At 55.8% G+C, this 18,675-nt stretch carries 15 protein-coding genes; all 15 read left to right on the top strand.

Going from position 1 to position 18,675, the window contains the following annotated elements:
* Positions 1-65: 65 nt before the first annotated feature.
* The 15 genes from AACU55_RS15000 (at position 66) to AACU55_RS14930 (ending at position 18,190) form a co-directional block, all read left to right on the top strand.
* A complete protein-coding gene (locus AACU55_RS15000) occupies positions 66-1,094 on the top strand; it encodes a LacI family DNA-binding transcriptional regulator (protein WP_037034388.1) in 1,029 nt (342 codons plus the stop codon).
* A 424-nt stretch (positions 1,095-1,518) separates the two neighbouring features.
* Positions 1,519-3,603: a putative bifunctional diguanylate cyclase/phosphodiesterase gene (locus AACU55_RS14995; protein ID WP_013575708.1), complete on the top strand. Its 2,085-nt coding sequence runs from the start codon at positions 1,519-1,521 to the stop codon at positions 3,601-3,603.
* Positions 3,604-4,257: 654 nt separating this feature from the next.
* Positions 4,258-4,992, top strand: coding sequence for a FadR/GntR family transcriptional regulator (locus tag AACU55_RS14990; RefSeq protein WP_134705644.1), 735 nt, complete (start codon positions 4,258-4,260; stop codon positions 4,990-4,992).
* Positions 4,985-6,007: an ABC transporter ATP-binding protein gene (locus AACU55_RS14985; RefSeq protein WP_013575710.1), complete on the top strand. Its 1,023-nt coding sequence runs from the start codon at positions 4,985-4,987 to the stop codon at positions 6,005-6,007. The genes AACU55_RS14990 and AACU55_RS14985 overlap by 8 nt, the downstream gene beginning before the upstream one ends.
* Positions 6,004-7,119, top strand: coding sequence for an ABC transporter ATP-binding protein (locus AACU55_RS14980; protein ID WP_134705643.1), 1,116 nt, complete (start codon positions 6,004-6,006; stop codon positions 7,117-7,119). Before AACU55_RS14985 ends, AACU55_RS14980 begins: the two co-directional genes overlap by 4 nt.
* Positions 7,116-8,633, top strand: a complete 1,518-nt coding sequence (locus tag AACU55_RS14975; RefSeq protein WP_134705642.1) for an ABC transporter substrate-binding protein — start codon at positions 7,116-7,118, stop codon at positions 8,631-8,633. The genes AACU55_RS14980 and AACU55_RS14975 overlap by 4 nt, the downstream gene beginning before the upstream one ends.
* 17 nt (positions 8,634-8,650) lie before the next feature.
* Entirely contained in the window at positions 8,651-9,595 is a 945-nt protein-coding gene (locus AACU55_RS14970) for an ABC transporter permease (RefSeq protein WP_134705641.1), read from the top strand.
* Between the two features lies 1 nt (position 9,596).
* On the top strand, positions 9,597-10,472 hold the full coding sequence (locus AACU55_RS14965) for an ABC transporter permease (protein ID WP_134705640.1): 876 nt from the start codon (positions 9,597-9,599) through the stop codon (positions 10,470-10,472).
* 30 nt (positions 10,473-10,502) lie between these two features.
* Entirely contained in the window at positions 10,503-12,110 is a 1,608-nt protein-coding gene (locus AACU55_RS14960; RefSeq protein ID WP_134705639.1) for a gamma-glutamyltransferase family protein, read from the top strand.
* 302 nt (positions 12,111-12,412) lie between these two features.
* Positions 12,413-13,327 (top strand): dihydrodipicolinate synthase family protein, encoded by a 915-nt coding sequence (locus tag AACU55_RS14955; protein WP_134705638.1) that lies wholly within the window; start codon positions 12,413-12,415, stop codon positions 13,325-13,327.
* Positions 13,328-13,459: 132 nt separating this feature from the next.
* Positions 13,460-14,224 (top strand): siderophore-iron reductase FhuF, encoded by a 765-nt coding sequence (gene fhuF / locus AACU55_RS14950; RefSeq protein ID WP_037034394.1) that lies wholly within the window; start codon positions 13,460-13,462, stop codon positions 14,222-14,224.
* Positions 14,225-14,329: 105 nt separating this feature from the next.
* Positions 14,330-14,668: a hypothetical protein gene (locus tag AACU55_RS14945; protein WP_013575718.1), complete on the top strand. Its 339-nt coding sequence runs from the start codon at positions 14,330-14,332 to the stop codon at positions 14,666-14,668.
* A gap of 192 nt (positions 14,669-14,860) precedes the next feature.
* Positions 14,861-16,180 (top strand): MFS transporter, encoded by a 1,320-nt coding sequence (locus AACU55_RS14940; protein ID WP_013575719.1) that lies wholly within the window; start codon positions 14,861-14,863, stop codon positions 16,178-16,180.
* A gap of 2 nt (positions 16,181-16,182) precedes the next feature.
* On the top strand, positions 16,183-17,037 hold the full coding sequence (locus tag AACU55_RS14935) for a MurR/RpiR family transcriptional regulator (protein WP_134705637.1): 855 nt from the start codon (positions 16,183-16,185) through the stop codon (positions 17,035-17,037).
* 64 nt (positions 17,038-17,101) lie between these two features.
* Positions 17,102-18,190 carry an iron-containing alcohol dehydrogenase family protein gene (locus AACU55_RS14930; RefSeq protein ID WP_037034395.1) on the top strand — a complete coding sequence of 363 codons (1,089 nt, stop codon included), beginning with the start codon at positions 17,102-17,104 and terminating at the stop codon, positions 18,188-18,190.
* Positions 18,191-18,675 lie beyond the last annotated feature (485 nt).

The raw sequence follows: 18,675 nt of genomic DNA, 5'->3' as shown, positions 1-18,675 counted from the left end.
AAAACATCGTAAAACGGCTGAAATGTGTAGAATGACGCATCATTTTTCACTTTCAGGAAGCCCTGATGTCGACAATGCAGGAAGTGGCTAATAAAGCGGGCGTCTCCAAAGCCACCGTTTCCCGTGTACTTTCCGGTAAAGGTTATGTGAGCCAGGAAACGAAAGATCAGGTATTTAAAGCCATTGAGGAAGCGGGATACCGGCCAAATTTACTGGCGCGCAATCTGGCGACCAGCAAGTCGATGTGCATTGGCCTGGTGGTGACCAACACGCTGTACAACGGCAATTATTTCAGTGAGTTAATTTCTCAGGCGGCAAAAAAGCTCGACGCCAATGGCCGTCAGTTGATCCTGGTCGATGGCAAACACAGCGCCGAAGAAGAACGGGAAGCCATTCAGTTTCTGCATGATTTACGCTGCGACGGCATTATTATTTATCCGCGCTTTTTATCCGTTGATGAAATGGATGAGATCATCGATAAATATAAAAAACCGGTGATGGTGGTTAACCGTAAATTGCGCAAACATCAGAGCCATTGTATTTACTGCGACCACAAAGGTTCCGGTTTTAATGCCACACAGACCCTGATTGAACACGGTCACCATAATATTGCGTTTATCACCGGTTCCCTGGATTCCCCGACGGCGATAGAACGTCTTTCGGGTTATAAAGAGGCGCTCGCCGCAGCCGGATTGCCGGTCAGGGAATCGCTGATTGCGCAGGGAAAATGGTCGCCAGCCAGCGGTGCTGCCGCCGTGGAAACCCTGCTGATGACCGGTCAGACTTTCAGCGCAATTCTGGCCAGTAACGATGAAATGGCGATCGGCGCGATGAAAAAACTGAACGAAGCCGGTATTGCCGTACCTACACAGGTTTCGGTGATCGGGTTTGATAATATCCCGACCGCGCCGTTTCTTATTCCGGCATTATCAAGCGTGAAAGATCCGGTCAGCGATATGGTCAGTGAAGTCATCAGTCAGATTATTTCCATGCTCGATGGCGGTTATTTATCCCAACAGAATAAGTTTGTGTCTGAACTTATTTTGCGGGATTCGGTGATTAACGGGCCCTGCGCCTCCATCAGCTTTCCCTAAACGCGGTTTAAATTATCCGTTAAACACAGCGGATTCAGCTTTATCCTGATTGTTGTTTCAATCCTGAGCGCCTTTAAGCGCCAAAGACTCAGCCGCACATTGTTGCGGCTTTTTTACATGCTGATTAACTGCTTGTAACGCATGAACATTATGTGCCTTTTTATTAAAGCCCCGAACTTCCCTGCCGATAACACTCCCGTTAGTTAAAACCCAAATAACAGATTTCACTTAAGGCCGATCTTTTTGCTAAATACGCTTAAATTTAAGCACGTTAGAAGCAAAATTTGGCGAAGTAAGAATTTTCTTATGCTAACGTTTCACGGGCACATCACAGCAAAAATGCGTCGGGAACAGGCGCACTATTTAGCCGGACTCTGATTTGGACGGACCCCGTGCAGAGACGGCCAGCTATCAGGCAAAAAATATGAGTGAAGATTCTGATGTACTTTATCGATTGCTGGTTCAGCGCGTAGAAGACTATGCGATTTATATGCTGACTCCCGATGGCCATATTGCGAACTGGAATGCCGGTGCGCAGCGGGCGAAAGGTTATACGCCTGAAGAAGTTGTCGGTAAGCATTTTTCCTGTTTTTACACCGAAGAAGACAGACAAAACGGCTGGCCGCAACGCGGGCTGGAAACGGCGCGTTCCACTGGCCGTTACGAATCCGAAGGCTGGCGACAGCGTAAAGATGGCTCGCGCTTCTGGGCGCACATTATTATTGAAGCGTTGCGCGAAGCAGGGGAAATCATCGGATTTGCCAAAATCACCCGTGATGTCACGGAGCGTCGTGAAACGGAAAAGGCCCTGTTGCAGGCCAAAGAACTGGCCGAATCCAACAGCGAGCAGCTCTCGTCCCTGTCACATTTTCTCAATACCGTGATCGCCAATATCCCGTCCTCGGTGATTGTCGAGAATGCCGTCTCGCGCGAAATTCTGCTGGTCAACCGCCAGGCAGAGCGTCTGCTGGGGATTCCCCGCGACAAAATGCTCGGTAAGCGCCCGCAGGATTGTATGGGCATCGGACTGAGCACCTTTATTAATAAGCAATCGGATGAATGTTTGCGCGCAGAAGGCCTGCACCGCAGCGAGCAGCAATTACTGACGGCTATTGGCGACCGGACGTTGCAGACCACCAGTTCGGTGATCCGCGGGCACGATCCTCAGACCAGCTACGTGATGATGATTGCTGATGACGTGACGGACCAACAGGCCGCCCACGCCCGGATTCACCACATGGCGCATCACGACAACCTCACCAGTCTGCCGAACCGCATTCTGTTCAGCCAGCGTCTCAGTGAAGCCTTGCAGCGCGACAGCTATACTCACAGCCACACCGCCACGCTGTGTCTGGATCTCGATAACTTCAAGAACGTCAATGACGCGCTCGGCCATCAGGTTGGTGACGAACTGCTGCGCGCGATAGCCAAACGTCTGCGCATGACGCTGCGCGATGACGACACGCTGGCACGCATCGGCGGTGACGAATTTGCCGTGGTGCTGCCGGGGCTGAAAGACATTTCTGCCGCGCACCAGATTTCCAAACGCCTGATTGAATCAGTACGTCCGCCAGTCATTATCGATGGCCATTCGTTATCCGTCGGCCTGAGCATCGGTATTGCGCTCGCCGGTTCGACGGAAAACACCCCCGATCAATTGCTGCGTTGTGCGGACATGGCGCTGTATGAAGCCAAACGTAACGGCCGCAACCGTTATGAAGATTTCCGCCTTGAGATGGATGCCGCCGCGCGCAAACGCCGGGTGGTCGAAATGGATTTACGCGACGCCATTACCTGTAATCAGTTGCGTCTTTACTACCAGCCGATCACCGATGCCCGTCACGATGCCGTAATGGGTTACGAGGCGCTCATGCGCTGGCATCATCCGGAAAACGGGCTGATCATGCCGGTCGATTTCATTCCGATTGCCGAAGAAACGGGGCTGATCCACAGTCTTGGCTCATTTGCGTTGCACGAAGCCTGCCGTGAAGCCGCAAGCTGGAAAGGCAGTCAGACGGTTGCCGTTAACCTTTCACCGATTCAGTTCAAAAACAGCGGGCTACTGTCGGTGGTGGAATCGGCGCTGGAAGCCTCAGGGCTGGATCCGTCACGTCTGGAAGTGGAAATCACGGAATCGGTATTGCTCGATAACACGCTTGGCAATATCAGCACATTGCGGAAACTGAAATCGCTGGGTGTGCGGATTGCGCTGGACGATTTCGGCACCGGGTATTCGTCGCTGAGTTATCTGCGGTCTTTCCCGTTCGACAAAATCAAAATAGACCGGTCATTCATTAACGACATGCACGACAGCCGCGAAGCGCTGGCAATTATCCGTGCCATCACCGGCATGAGCCGCAGTCTGGACATTCAGACCACGGCAGAAGGTGTGGAAACCGACGAGCAGTTCCGGCGTCTGAAAGAAGAAGGTTGTACGTTGTTCCAGGGGTATTTCTTCGGGCGCCCTCAACCCTCAGAGTCACGACTAACCGGGTTCGCACCTCTCTGATGATAGGTATTAAACACGGGTTTTGTCGGGAGTGATCGGGGGAACAGCGGCATATAAGCCTGTTATTTCTGACGATTGTTTTAGCTCCTCCCCCTGCGAAGGGGGAGGCTGGGAGGGGGTTTTAAGGGTTAACACCCGGTCAAAGTACACTTTAACTATCTGATTTTGCATTAATACCCCCCCCCAACCCTCCCCTTTGCAGGGGAGGGTGCTGAACTGAATTCTCTGGCTCCCCTGCGAAAACTTCACCATTACTCACAAACTTGCAGACGAAACCACTGCCCGTGTCCGCTCCGGCTTGCGAATTATTCCTTAATACCCCGCCCGACCCTTTCCTTCTTTGGTAAAGCAACGAAATAGCGAACCATTAGCCAACTTATTCCACTTATTTGATCGGCTTCTCATCCCGCAAAATCACGCACCATTACGATCCGTTAACATTAATTTAACGCACTACACTTGTGCATATAAGATGAATATCAATATCTTATAAAAAATTAAAACGATCCTCTGACTAAAGTGCGTAATTTTTAGTCTTTTGAAATTAAAAACAAATTCTCCTGTTTGCAAAACTTTTCTATGAACCATTACAAAATTGGTTCAGAAAATGCAAAGGACTGATTAACGATTTAATTCCCAGCGGGAAACTGAAATATGACAGCACATTCCGGGGCGTTGCCCCCTTCAAACGGCACATCGAATTCAGCGCTGGAACAGCTACGCCAGCTGATACAACAGCATCCGGATCAGACGCAGCCACTGCCTGCGGAGCGTGATCTGATGCAAATGTTTTATGTCGGCCGCCGTGAAATCCGCCGGGCGCTGGATGTGCTGGAAGAAGAAGGTCGCGTGTGGCGCAAGCAGGGGAAAGGCACGTTTATCGGGCCGAATGGCCCTGCCCAGCCGCTGAGCCTGCAGGCGTTACCGAAACAATCCAACTTGCAGGAAGTGATGGAAGCCCGTCTGCAAATCGAACCGGGGCTGGCGAAATACGCCGCACTGCGCGCTACGCCGGAACAAATCCAGCTGATGCGCCGTTTACTGGACAAAGTGAAAACGATGTCGCGCGGTGATCCGGATCAGATTGAGCTGTGGGACAGCGCCTTTCACCGTGCTATTGCCGATGCCGCGGGTAACCGGTTGTTGCTAGGTCTGTTTGATGCCGTCGACGCCATCCGCCGTGACCCGAGCTGGCTGGCGGTGCGCAACGCGGCACGCAATCAGGAGCGCCTGAACCGTTACGACGATCACCATGAACGCATCGTAGAACACATCGCCGCACGCCAGCCGAAAGAAGCCGCGAAAGTCATGCGCGAGCACCTTCTGGCGCTGCAACAGGCATTTCTTTCCACCCTGCATGATGATGACGAGGATTTTACTGATGACTGACCCCGCCGGACCCGTCAGGCCGCTGTTACACATTAACGACCTGAGGGTGCAATTTTCCGGTTCTCCCGCGACCGTGCTCGACGGTATTTCCTTACAACTGGAAGCCGGAAAAACGCTGGCGCTGGTGGGCGAATCTGGTTGCGGCAAAAGCGTGACGTCGCTGGCGCTGATGGGGTTATTGCCCGCCAGCGCCAAAGTGTTGCAGGGCGATATCCGGCTCAATGATACCTCGCTGCTCGGGCTGTCTGAGCGTCAGTACGCCGACCTGCGCGGTCAGGAACTGGCGATGATTTTTCAGGAACCAATGACCTCGCTCAATCCGGCACTGACACTGGGCGATCAGCTTGCCGAAGCGGTGATGCGTCATCAGGGTGTCGGCAAAAAACCGGCCCGCGAACAGGCGCTGGAAATCCTGAAAAAGGTGCAAATTCCTGCGCCGGAACTGCGGATGGAGGCTTATCCGCACCAGCTTTCCGGCGGCATGCGCCAGCGGGTGATGATTGCCATGGCGCTGATCAATCGTCCGCAGTTGCTGATTGCCGACGAGCCGACCACCGCGCTGGACGTCACCATTCAGGCGCAAATCCTCGCCCTGCTCAACCGTATTCAGCAGGAAACCGGCAGCGCATTGTTGCTGATCACCCACGACCTGGGTGTGGTGGCGGAAGTCGCCGACAGTGTGGCGGTGATGTACGCCGGGCAGATCGTCGAACAGGGTCTGGTGACCGATATTTTCAATAATCCGCAGCATCCTTACACCATCGGGCTGATGGGGTCGATGCCATCGCTGGCTCCGCGTCAGGGCGCGCTGTCCACCATTCCCGGTGCCGTGCCGTTACCGAAAGACATGCCGCAGGGCTGCCGCTTCTCGACACGCTGCCCGTTCGCCACCGAACGCTGCCACCAGGAGCGTCCGCCATTGCGCGCCCTGAATCAGTCGCCGCACCACGTCGCCTGTTTCTTTGCGCCGCTGGAAAACTATTTCGTGTTGTCCGCCGAAGGAGCCTGCGCATGAGCCTCACTCCCCGCCCCATTCTGGAAGCCGCCGCGCTGAGCAAAGTTTTTAAAGGGCCGTCGTCACTATTCAGCAAACCGAAAATCGTGCAGGCGGTAGATCGTGTGTCTTTGCGCGTCTGGCATGGCGAAACGCTGGCGATTGTCGGCGAATCCGGCTCAGGGAAGTCAACCCTGGGTCGCCTGTTATTGCAGTTGCTCAGCGCCTCCGACGGCGACGTGTTTTATGAAGGCGAAAACCTGAAACAGTTTTCGGCTGAACAGATGAAAAAGCTGCGCCGCGACCTGCAAATCATCTTTCAGGATCCATTTGCCTCACTCAACCCGCGCATGACCGTGGAAGAAATCGTCGGCGAACCGCTGTGGCTGCACAACATTGTCAGTGGTAAAGCCGACAGACAGGCAAAAGTGCGCGAACTGCTGACCACGGTCGGCCTGCCCGCCGCATTCAGCAACCGTTATCCGCATGAGTTTTCCGGCGGTCAGCGCCAGCGCATCGGCATTGCCCGCGCGCTGGCATCTTCGCCGAAACTGCTGCTGGGGGATGAACCAGTGTCGGCACTGGATGTGTCAGTGCAGGCGCAGGTGGTGAATCTGCTGGAAAGCCTTAAACAACAGTTTGGTCTGACGATGATTGTGGTCGCGCACGGTCTGGCAGTGATCCGCCATATGAGCGACCGTGTGGCGGTGATGTACCTCGGGCAAATCGTGGAACTGGCCCGCACCGATGACATTTTTGATCAGCCGCTGCATCCGTATACCCAGGCGCTGATTGCCTCCGCGCCGCTGCTCACACCCGGCGTTAAACGCCCGGTGCCGATGTTACAGGGCGATATGCCCAATCCGGCCAATATGCCCACCGGCTGCCGTTTCCATACCCGCTGCGCGTACGCCACCGACGAATGTCGTCTGGTGGAACCGCCACTTGAAACCGTCAGTGACAACCGCATGGTGGCCTGCCACCGCTGGAGCGAACTGCAACGGGACCGCACCTCGGTGCTGGTTCCGCCGCCGTCCGCCGCTTTCACCTTACGGCGTGCGCTGTTTGAACAAGCGAGTCAGTCCCGGCTTTCACTTTCCACTCCAACCTCAACCCAGGGAACCCGACCATGAGATTTGCACCCCGCTTAACTGCCTGCATTCCCGCCTTAATATTGCTGACGTCTGCGGGCCTCGCCCATGCGGAAAGCACCCTGCGCATCGGCCTTGGCAGCGATCCTGACATGCTGGATCCGGCCACGGCGCGCACCTATTACGGGCGTTTTGTGTTCAGCGCCATGTGTGAACGTCTGGTGGATGTCGATCAGCATCTTAAAATCGTGCCGGGTCTGGCGAAAGACTGGGCCTACAGCGACGAGGGCAAAACGCTGACCCTGCATCTGCGCGAAGGCGTGACCTTCCATGATGGCGAGAAATTTGATGCGCAGTCGGTGAAATACAATATCGAACGTTACCTGACGCTGCCCGGTTCTTTGCGCAAAAGTGAGCTTTCTTCCATTGAATCCGTGGAAGTCACCGCGCCGTACACCGTGGTTTTCCATCTGAAAACCGCAGACGCCGCGTTGCTGATGCAACTGACTGACCGCGCGGGCACCATGATGGCGCCGGAAGCGACGGCCAAAGGCAATGTGGCGGCGCATCCGGTCTGTTCCGGCCCGTACGAGTTTGTCAGCCGCGTGCAGCAGGACCGCATCGTGCTTAAGCGTTTTGAAAATTACTGGAGCAAAGGCGCGTATCACTTCGATAAAGTTGTGTTCCTGCCTATTCCGGACGCCTCGGTTCGCCTTGCCAACCTGCGTGCGGGCGATTTAGACATCACCGAAGGCATTGCCGCCAGCGACACTGCCACGGTGAAAGCCGACAGTAATCTGCAACTGGCCAGTACCACAGGCCTCGGTTACATGGGGCTGACGATCAATATCGCCAACGGCACCGCCAATACCAATACGCCGCTGGCAAAAGATGCCCGCGTGCGTCAGGCGCTGTCGCTGGCGATTGACCGTGACGCCCTGAATCAGGTGGTATTCCAGGGGCAATATACTCCGGCGAATCAGGCGTTCTCTCCTGCCAGCCCGTATCACGCCGACATTCCGGTGCCAAAACGCGATATCGAAAAAGCCAAAGCGCTGCTGGCGGAAGCAGGGGTGAAAACGCCGCTGACCATTGATTTCCTGGTCGCCAACAACCCGACTTCTCAGCAGGTTGCGCAGGTATTGCAGGCGATGGTCAGCGAAGCGGGCATCAACCTGAATCTGCAAATGACCGAATACGCCACGCTGCTCGATCGCCAGCAACGCGGCGAATTCAAAATGAGCATGTCCGGCTGGTCAGGGCGCCCGGATCCGGACGGCAATATCTTCTCGTTCCTCAATACCAAAGGCGGCCTGAACGACGGCAAATACAGCAATCCGCAGGTCGATCAGTGGTTGCAGGAAGCGCGTCTGACCAGCGATGTGGAGAAGCGTAAAGCCCTCTACAAGCAGATTGTGGTGCAGGAAAACCTCGACGATCCGCTGGTGTATCTGTACTTCGAACCGCGCATTTTCGGCATGAGTAAAAAAGTGACCGGTTTCGTACCTTACGCCGACGGGCTGATCCGACTACAGGGTCTGGCGCTGAACAAGTAATTGCCTGAGGAAAGACAATGTTAGAACTGGTGGTGAAACGGCTGATTTCAGCCATACCGACGTTGTTTCTGGTCACGCTGATGGTGTTCTCGTTGCAGAAATTACTGCCGGGCGACCCGATCACCGCGATGGCGGGCGAGGAGCGGGATCCGGCAGTGATTGCGCAGTTACGCGAGCAATATCATCTGAATGACCCGATCCCCAGCCAGTATTTCCACTGGGTCGGCAACGCGCTGCGCGGCGATTTCGGTACGTCGCTGCGCACGCAGGAACCGGTATTACAACTGATCGCCAGCAAACTGCCGGTGACGCTGGAACTGTCGCTGCTGGCGATGATTGTGGCGCTGATTATCGGCATCACCATGGGCGTGCTGGCGGCCGTTAACAAAGGCACCTGGATAGATAACGGCGCCAATTTTCTGGCGCTGTCGGGGATTTCGATCCCCCATTTCTGGCTGGGTGTGCTGCTGATTATGTTGTTCTCAGTGAAACTCCACTGGCTTCCTGCGTCAGGTTACGTGCCGTTCTCAGAAGATCCGCTGCAAAACCTGAAAACCATGCTGCTGCCTGCGGCGGTGCTCGGCACCGGCCTTTCTGCCACGCTGATGCGCCATACCCGTGCGGCGATGATTGCGGTGCTGAAAGCCGATTACATCCGCACCGCCCGCGCCAAAGGGTTGCTGCCGAAAAAGGTGATCATGAAACACGCGCTGCGCAATGCGCTGGTGCCGATCATCACGCTCACCACGTTACTGTTCGGCGAACTGCTGGGCGGCGCGGTGCTCAGCGAACAGGTGTTCACCATTCCGGGCTTCGGCAAAATGATTGTCGACTCGGTGTTTAACCGCGATTACGCCGTAGTTCAGGGCGTGGTGATGGTGGTCGCCGTCGGTTTTCTGCTGATGAATCTGCTGGCCGACGTGCTGTACGTTCTGGTCAACCCACGCATGCGGAGAGCCTGAGATGAGCGTTTCTGTGATTTCCGTGACAACGTCACTCCCTGCCCGCGAGCCAAACCGCGTACTCAGCAAATTTCTGCGCAATAAAAGCGCAGTGACTGGCGCAGTGCTGGTCATCACCTTCGCCTTGCTGGCGTTGCTCGCCCCGTGGATTTCGCCGTTTGATCCGATCAAAGCCGATTTCATGGCGGTACGCAAAGCGCCTTCCGCCCTGCACTGGCTGGGCACCGATGAACTGGGCCGCGATATTTTATCGCGCCTGTTCTGGGGGGCACGTACCTCGCTGATGGCCGGTTGCGTGTCGGTGATTATCGCCATTGTGATCGGCGTTCCGCTGGGGCTTATCGCCGGTTTCTGGCAGGGCTGGCTGGACAGCATTATCTCCCGCGTGGTCGAAGCGTTGCTGTCGTGTCCGTTTCTGGTGCTGGCGATTGCGCTGGGTGCTTTTCTCGGCCCAAGTCTGGGTAATGCGATGATCGCCATCGGGCTTTCCGCCATGCCCATTTTCGCCCGGCTGACGCGCGCGCAGGTGATGAGTATCCGCAACGAGGAATACATTGAAGGGGCGCGGGCGATTGGTCTGCCCGACCGCTGGATCCTCTGGCGTTATGTGCTGCCGAATGTACTGTCGCCCATTCTGGTGCAGGCGACGCTGGCGATTGCCTCGGCGATCATCACCGAAGCCAGCCTGTCGTTTCTCGGTCTCGGCCAGCAACCGCCGGACGCCTCGTGGGGCGCGATGCTTAACACCGCACGCAGCTTCCTTGAGCAGTCGCCGTGGATGTCAATTTTCCCCGGCCTGGCGATTTTCCTCACCGTACAGGGTTTCAATTTGCTGGGTGACGGGCTACGTGATGCGCTCGACCCGCGTTCTGAATAAACCGTTTGCAGCTTTTTTAAGGAAGAATACATGTCTGAGAATTACGATTTTAATGTGGCTTATCCGACCCTGCGTCCGACCATGATGGGTGCCAATGCGGTGTGCGCCTCGCAGCCGCTGGCGGCTCAGGCAGGCATGAAAATGCTGATGTTGGGCGGTAATGCTGCCGATGCCGCCATCGCAACTGCCATCGCACTCACCGTCCTTGAGCCGAGCGGCAACGGTGCAGGCAGTGACGCATTCGCGATCGTCTGGGACGGTAAAAAAGCCCACGGACTCAACGCTTCAGGCCGTTCACCGGCAGCGTGGACGCCAGAGTATTTCGCGGACAAAGGGTTAGATGCCGTACCGACCTACGGCTGGGATGCGGTTACCGTGCCGGGCGCGGTATCAGGCTGGGTGGCGCTGGCAAAACGATTCGGCACCCTGCCGCTGACCACGCTGGCGCAACCGGCGATTGATTATGCCCGCAACGGATTTCCGGTATCGCCGCTGATTGGTCGCCTGTGGGAAGTCGCGGTGAAAAAACTGCATAACCAGCCGGGCTTCATGGAATGTTTTGCACCGGAAGGTCGTGCGCCGAAAATCGGGGAAATCTTCCGTAATCCTGCGCTGGCAGACTCATTAGAACTGATCGCCAGAACCGAAGGCGAAGCATTCTATCGCGGCGAACTGGCGGAAAAAATAGTGGCGCACAGTCAGGCCCACGGCGGCGCAATGACGCTGGACGACCTGGCGAATCACCAGGCTGACTGGGTGGAAACCCTGCAGCAGTCTTTCGCGGGCGGCTCGGTTCATGAACTGCCGCCGAACGGCCAGGGCATCGCCACGCTGATTGCACTGGGCATTCTCGACAAGCTGAATATCGGCAGCCAGCCGGTGGACTCGGTGGAAACCACGCATTTGTGTATTGAAGCAATGAAACTGGCACTGGCGGATCTGGACCAGCACGTCACCGACAGCGACCATATGTTCTTCGATCCGCAACTGTTCCTGAACGATGATTATCTGTCAGAGCGGGCAAAACTCATTGACCGTAGCAAAGCCAGCGACGTGACTTACGGTGCACCGCGTCCGGGTGGCACCGTGTATCTGACGACGGCAGACTCCAGCGGCATGATGGTGTCTTTCATTCAGTCGAATTACATGGGCTTCGGTTCCGGCGTCGTGGTGCCTGGCACCGGTCTGAGTATGCAAAACCGTGGCTGCGGATTTACTCTCGACCCGACACACGCCAACTGCGTCGCGCCAAACAAACGCACGCTGCACACCATTATTCCGGCCTTTGCCCAGGACGCCGCAGGTAAACCGCTGATGTCGTTCGGCCTGATGGGCGGTCCGATGCAGGCACAGGGACATCTGCAACTGGCGCTGCGCGTGATGCTGTATAAACAAAATCCGCAAGCCGCCATCGATGCGCCGCGCTGGCGGATCAACGGCGGGCGTCAGGTGGCGATTGAATCCACTTTCAACCACAACACGCTGGCAGCGCTGCGGGCAATGGGTCATGAACTGATCGTCGAAGACCCGCTCAGCGGCCATTCGTTTGGCGGCGCGCAGGTGATTGTCACCAATCCCGCAGGCGGTTATCTGGCAGGCACTGAATCGCGCAAAGACGGTCAGGCACTGGTGATGTAGGTCGGGTTTCACTCTGCACCGCGAGCGGGTTTTGCCCTGCTCGTCCCCCTGCGAAGGGGGAGGCCGGGAGGGGGTTTTAAGGGCTAACACCCTGTTTAAACAAACCTTAACATCAGTTTTTGACCTTAATACCCCACCCCAACCCTCCCCTTCGCAGGGGCGGGAGTTACCCCGCCTTTGTGACTTCCCTTCCAAATCTTCGCTAAATCCATGTAATTCGATCCCATCGCTATAAAAATTTGAAACAGCGTTCTATAAATGGGGTGTTAAGTACTTTCCACTTTCATATGGAGAACGAATGTATGAGCCGTCCACTGTTTCATGGCGTGATCCCCCCTGTCGCAACGATCCTGAATGAGAATGAGCAGCTTGACCGTCAGGGGATGGCGCGTCTGATTGATTTTACGATTGAAGGCGGCGTGAACGGCCTGTTTTTCCTCGGCAGTGCAGGGGAATTCGCGCATATGTCTCAGGCGCTGCGTCATGAAGTGGCTGAGTTTTGCACCAGGCATGTTGCCGGGCGCGTGCCCGTTTTGATCGGCGCAGCGCATCCGGGTACGGCAGAAACGCTGGCCTTCGCGCGACACGCTAAAAGCGTCGGTGCCGACGGCGTGGTGGTGGTGAATCCTTATTACAATCCGGTGACCGAAGAAGCGCTGTATCTGCATTACCGCACGATTGCTGAAGGCGTGGGTTTGCCGGTGATCATGTACAACTATCCGGGACTGACGGGTCAGCCGTTGCCCGTCAGCCTGATCAAACGTCTGGCGCTGGAATGCCCGAACATTGTCGGCCTGAAAGATACCGTGGACAGCCTCAATCACATTCGCGAAACGATACAGGCCGTGAAACCTGAGCGCCCTGATTTCGCCGTGTTCTCCGGTTATGACGAATATCTGTTCGGCACGCTGATCCTCGGCGGCGACGGCGCGATCCCCGCCAGCGCCAACTTCGCCCCGCAACTCACCTGCGGAATTTACCGCGCCTTTAAAGAGAAAGATTTCGCCACTGCAGTAGAACTGCAACAACGGTTATCCTTCCTGCCTCCGCTGTACACGCTGGATACGCCGATCTACAACGTCATCAAATACGCCATTTCACAAGTCATCAGTGAAATGCCGGTGTATTCACTCAAACCGGCGCTGCCGCTGAGCAATGACAAACAAAAGGTTGTGCGTGAGATTTTGAAACAAGCGGGCGTCAGTGTCGTCGGCTAACGCTTCCTCTGCGCCTCCCCTTCACTGCGGGAGGCAAAAACCCTCAATCTAAATCGAAATCATTACTATTCCGCTTTAATATTCGTTACTCTATTCCCATGATTTACCAAGCCGAATGACTTTCATAACCTGATGATGCAAACACTCCTCGACAGTTTCCGCGAAACGCCGGTCAGCTGGGTTGCAGATACTTTCAAACCGATGACACCGCTGGTGACCAATGCGGTGCCGATGTCACTGCTGACCACTGCCGAAGGTTGCGCCAGCGTGCTCAAACGCTATCTGGATGCCAATGCCGCCGATGCCGCAAAGTGCGACACACGCCGTGCGCGGATCTCGATGTGGTCACAATGGTATTTCGCCACCCTGCTGCCGAGCTGGGTGATCGTCTCTCTGCGTCACGGCTGGCAACTGCCTATCGCCGCTGAAAATGTCTATCTGTGCATGCAGGAAGAAGGCTTACCTGCGCAAATTTATCTCGACGGCGAAGGCGAAGCGCTGACATCCGCTGAACCGATGGCGCGTTTCGATGTGATGATCGAACAGCAATTGCGTCCGGTTTGCGAAGCGCTGGCAGAATTCTCCGGTTTAAAGCCGGGCATTTACTGGAGCAACGCGGCAATCCGCGTCGGCTGGGGCGTCAAACAGGCAGAGCTGGTCAATGCCGATATCTCGGACGGTATGCGGCTGATGGAATCGCGCGAGCTGCGTTATGGCGGCAAAAATCCGTTATTTCAGCCGCTGCGCGCGGAAGATCCCTCAGACCCCGACAGCCCGCAGTACCGCAAACAGTGTTGCCTGCGCTACGATCTGGAAGACCACGCCATGTGCCCTTCCTGCCCGTTATTGCTAGCAGAACGTAAATCCGGCAAAAGACGCAAAACCGTCGCCGGATAAATCAAACACTTACAAAACCTGAATAAACTTAGCGTAAAAAATGATTGGATCTTAGCCGCGGATAATTATAAGAATTGGGTTATATAGACCAACGAGGTATTTATCATGACTATGAAAACACCGAAGAGCTGGCCCTCCGCTCTTAACTCGCTGGCCTCAGAGGTGATTGATTCTCTGGCGCAACCTGTTAACCGCGTATGGAATACGTTAACTGGCAAGCAAGAACCGCTCAGAGCAAGGATTGTTCATCGTTACGCTATTCCGTCTTCCCGGACGATCAGCGTCACGGAAGGATTCTTCGGGTTTATTCCGGTGGAATCTTACGAAAACGAACGTTTTATTCTGGAAGTCGCTTACGCTGACAAACAGTATCAGGTAGAAGTCCCGCGGGCTTACTACCAGAAAAGCAATATCGGCGACGGTATCGACATCCACACGCTGTAACTGCCCCGCTTTTAAACAGGCTGCTCCTTTCGAGGCGCAGCCTTTTTTATGCCAAAAAACCTGCCTGACCCCACACTTCCCGCTTTAATTTTGTTCAATACATGAAAATTATTGACATAATAATCACCAGAATTTAGAAAATTATTTACATCCTATTCTTATAACAATGTTCTTTTCCTGAAGAGGTTAATGATGACCCGCACCGGACAGATTTCCCCTGCTACCGCCAGCCAGTCACGCCGCGCGCTCGTCGCCGGTTCGGTCGGTAATTTTATCGAATGGTATGAATTCGGCGTTTACGGTTATCTGGCGACGCTGATCGCCGGTAACTTTTTCACGCTGGAAGGCCAGACCGGCCTGACCGGGTTACTTCTGACGTATGCGTCGTTCGCGCTGGCGTTTTTCTGTCGTCCCATTGGTGCGATTATTTTTGGCCGCATCGGCGACCGCATTGGCCGCAAGCCGACACTGATTGCCGTCGTTCTGCTGATGACACTCGCCACAGCGATCATTGGTTTACTGCCGACGTATGCGCAGATTGGTGTAGCCGCGCCGCTGTTACTGACACTGATGCGCATGTTCCAGGGCTTGTTTGCGGGTGGTGAATTCGGTGGCGCGGTTTCCCTGATGACCGAATTCGCACCGAAAGGCAAACGCGGTATTTACGGCGCGTGGCAGTCATTTACCGTGTCGCTGGGTTTGCTGACCGGCGTGGCGCTGGTCGCGTTGCTGGTTCAGACCCTTCCCGAAGCACAAATGAAAGACTGGGGATGGCGTATTCCGTTCCTGCTGGCGCTGCCGATGGGGCTGGTGGCGCTGTATCTGCGCCTGAAACTCGATGAAACGCCTAACTTTGTTGCCAGTAAAAAGGCCGAACCGAAAGCGCAAAAAACAGCCGCTGAAAAAGCCTCTGCTGTCGCCACCGCCAAAGCTATTGCGCTGGGGATTGGCCGCATGATGGGCTGGTCGGCGGGCGGTTATACCTTCCTGGTGGTGATGCCGTCTTACCTGCAAACCTCCCTGCACGCCACGTTTTTACAGGCACTGGTGGCCACCGTGCTGGCGAACGTCGGTTTCGCGCTGGCTATTCTGCCTTCCGGCTGGCTGAGCGATAAAATCGGCCGTAAAAAGGTCATGATGATTGCCGTATTTGCCGTCATCGTGCTGAGTTTTCCGTTGCTGCATTTGCTGCAAAACCCTGAAAGCAGTCTGCTGGTGAAAGGCATTGCAGTGCTGATTGCCGGGGCAACAATTGGCATGATTGCCGGTCCCGGCCCGGCGATGCTGGCGGAAATGTTCCCGACCCGCGTGCGTTATACCGGTCTGGGATTATCCTATTCATTGTCGAACGCCGTGTTCTCCGGCTGTGCGGGACTTATCATCACCGGTCTGATTAAAGAGACCGGCAATCTGGATATTCCGGCGTATTACGTGGTCGCCACCTGCGTGGTCAGCCTGTTTGCGCTGATGACGTTACGAAAAGACGATCATTTACGTGAACTGGAGGAATAAGCATGAATGGCAGTGACCTGCAGTCACGTCTGAACGCATTACAGGGCAGTTTTTCTCCGGCGGAAAAACGCATCATCACCATTATCAGGCTCAATCCGCTGGGTGTGGCGAAAATGGGCGTGACGGAACTGGCAAAATACGCTGAAACCAGCACCGCCACGGTGGTACGCACCAGCAAAAGGCTGGGGTTTACCGGCTATCCGGCGCTGCGGCTGGCGTTGGCCGCAGAAACCTCCAGTCCGATGCCCATCGAGATGCCCCTGGCGGCGGATATCGGCGACAATGATTCGCCCAAGCAGATCCTGCAAAAGCTGCTGGAATTCGAGGTCAAAGGCGCGACCGAGACCACGCAACTCCTCAGCGCAGCAACGCTGGAACAGGCGGTCAGCATCCTTTCACAGGCACGCCGGATTGATATTTACGGCACCGGTGCCTCAGCGCTGGTTGCTCAGGATTTCTGCCAGAAACTGCGGCGCATCGGCGTTGTCGCCCAGACTTTTGGCAGCACCGACGAAAGTCTGGTGAGCGCCTGTCAGTTAACGAATGCAGATGCCGCGCTGGCGATTTCCCACTCCGGCCAGACGGCAGATGTCATTGAAGCGCTTACACAGGCTAAAGCCGCGGGGGCAACAACGCTGGCGATCACCGCCAATGGCCGTGCCGCCCTCACCCGCAAGGCCGATATCGTGTTACGAACCAGCAGCCGCGAAATGGGTTTTCGTGCCGCTGCGATGGCCAGCCGGACCAGCCAGTTGCTGATCATCGACTGTCTGTTTATCGGTGTCGCGCAGCGTCTGCCGGGCGCGCGCGACGCCTTGCGCAAAACCCACGACGTCGTGCGTCAGCGCCGCCGCTGATATTCTTACGCTCTGCCGCGCGCCTTCTATACTTCATAAAACACCTGAGTTTATGAGGGCATGCATGTTCACCCATCGTTTGGTATTTCCTGCCAGCGTACTGCGCGGGCGCGGCGCTATTAAGCATCTGGGCGCGATGTGCGGACGCTTAGGCCAGCGGGCAATGTTAGTGGGCGGTAAACGCGCCATTGCCAGCGTCGAGGCGAAAGTCGCGGATCAGCTCGAGCAGCAGATGGTCAGCTATCTTGGCAGTGAAATCTTCAACGGCGTGTGTTGTCAGGAGGAAATCAACCGGCTGGCAGACGTGTTCCGCACGCAAGGGGTGGAAGTGATTATCGCCACCGGTGGCGGAAAAGCGCTGGATACCGCCAAAGCGGCAGGCGTGGCGTGCAATATTCCGGTGGTGACACTGCCGAGCATTGCGGGCACCTGTTCGGCGGTGACCTCGCTGGCGTTCCGTTATCATCAGGACGGTGAATTCCGTGACATGATGCCGTTACCCTGTGGCCCCGCTGCGGTGGTGATCGACGCTGATTTACTGGCCACCGCCCCGCTGCAATGGCTCTCAGCGGGCATCGGCGACACACTGGCAAAATGGTACGAATATCGTGCCATCAGCGACCTGAATCAGCTTACCGGCCTGGCAGGTGTCGCCAGAACCAACAGTGAATTGTGTTACACCCTGATCGAACATTTCGCCGCCGACGCCTGTTTTGCGGTGCATGACGGCAAAGCCAACAACGCCCTCGAACAGGTGCTCGATGCCATTTTCCTTTACGCCGGACTGACCTCAGTCATGAGCAACGGCGCGCACACCGGCGCTGCCCATGCGTTATATGAAGGTTTCACCGCCTGCCCGAAAACCCGCCATATCCCTCATGGTTTACTGGTCGGTTACAGCAACCTGTGCCTGCTGGCACTGGAAAACCGCAGCGACGATGAGTTGCTGACCGCCATCGCCCTGGCCCGCGACAGTGCCATACCAACACAGTTAGCGCATATCGCGACAGGGCTGACGGAGCAGGATCTGGCCGTGATTATTGACCGCAGTCTGAGCACGCCAGATATGGCGAACATGCCCATGGATATTACCTTTGAAGATGTCAGGGGTGCGGTAGAAAGAGTGGAGAGGCTTGGGGCAAAAATTAATTAGTTTTTTGCGCATGCTGTGCAAACTGGCCTTCAGGTCAAGGTCGTGGGCGTCGGCCCACACCGACTTGGGGGACGGCTTATCGCCGCCGCCCCCCAAGCCCCCCCCGGGCTCTTTCACTGCGCGCTCCGCTCGCTGACTATGTTCCATAAGCCGCAGCGATAGCCGCAAAATCCCGCCGCTGCGCGGTGCCCTCCCATCGGGTTACAACCCGCGCAAAAACATGCGCGGTTTTCCACCTCTCGTCCGGCGGTATTTTGGAACCGGCCTCAGGCTCTTAATTCACAACCTGACTGATGTTGAAATCTAAAAACTCCTGCCTTTGAATTTAAGATCGTGCGGGCGATTCAGAAATCTTGCTGAACGGAGCGGCCTGGAGACCCAAGGCTCCAGGACCGAGAGAAGGAACCGCAAAGCGGCAAGATTTCCAGCCTGTCGCGGCGGCAACTGAAACATAGTGTCTAGCGACAGCGCGCAGTGAAAAAGCG

The sequence above is a fragment of the Rahnella sp. CJA17(1/100) genome, assembly GCF_963881615.1.
Classification (GTDB): domain Bacteria; phylum Pseudomonadota; class Gammaproteobacteria; order Enterobacterales; family Enterobacteriaceae; genus Rahnella; species Rahnella aceris.
This window is presented reverse-complemented; position numbering and strand designations above follow the sequence as displayed.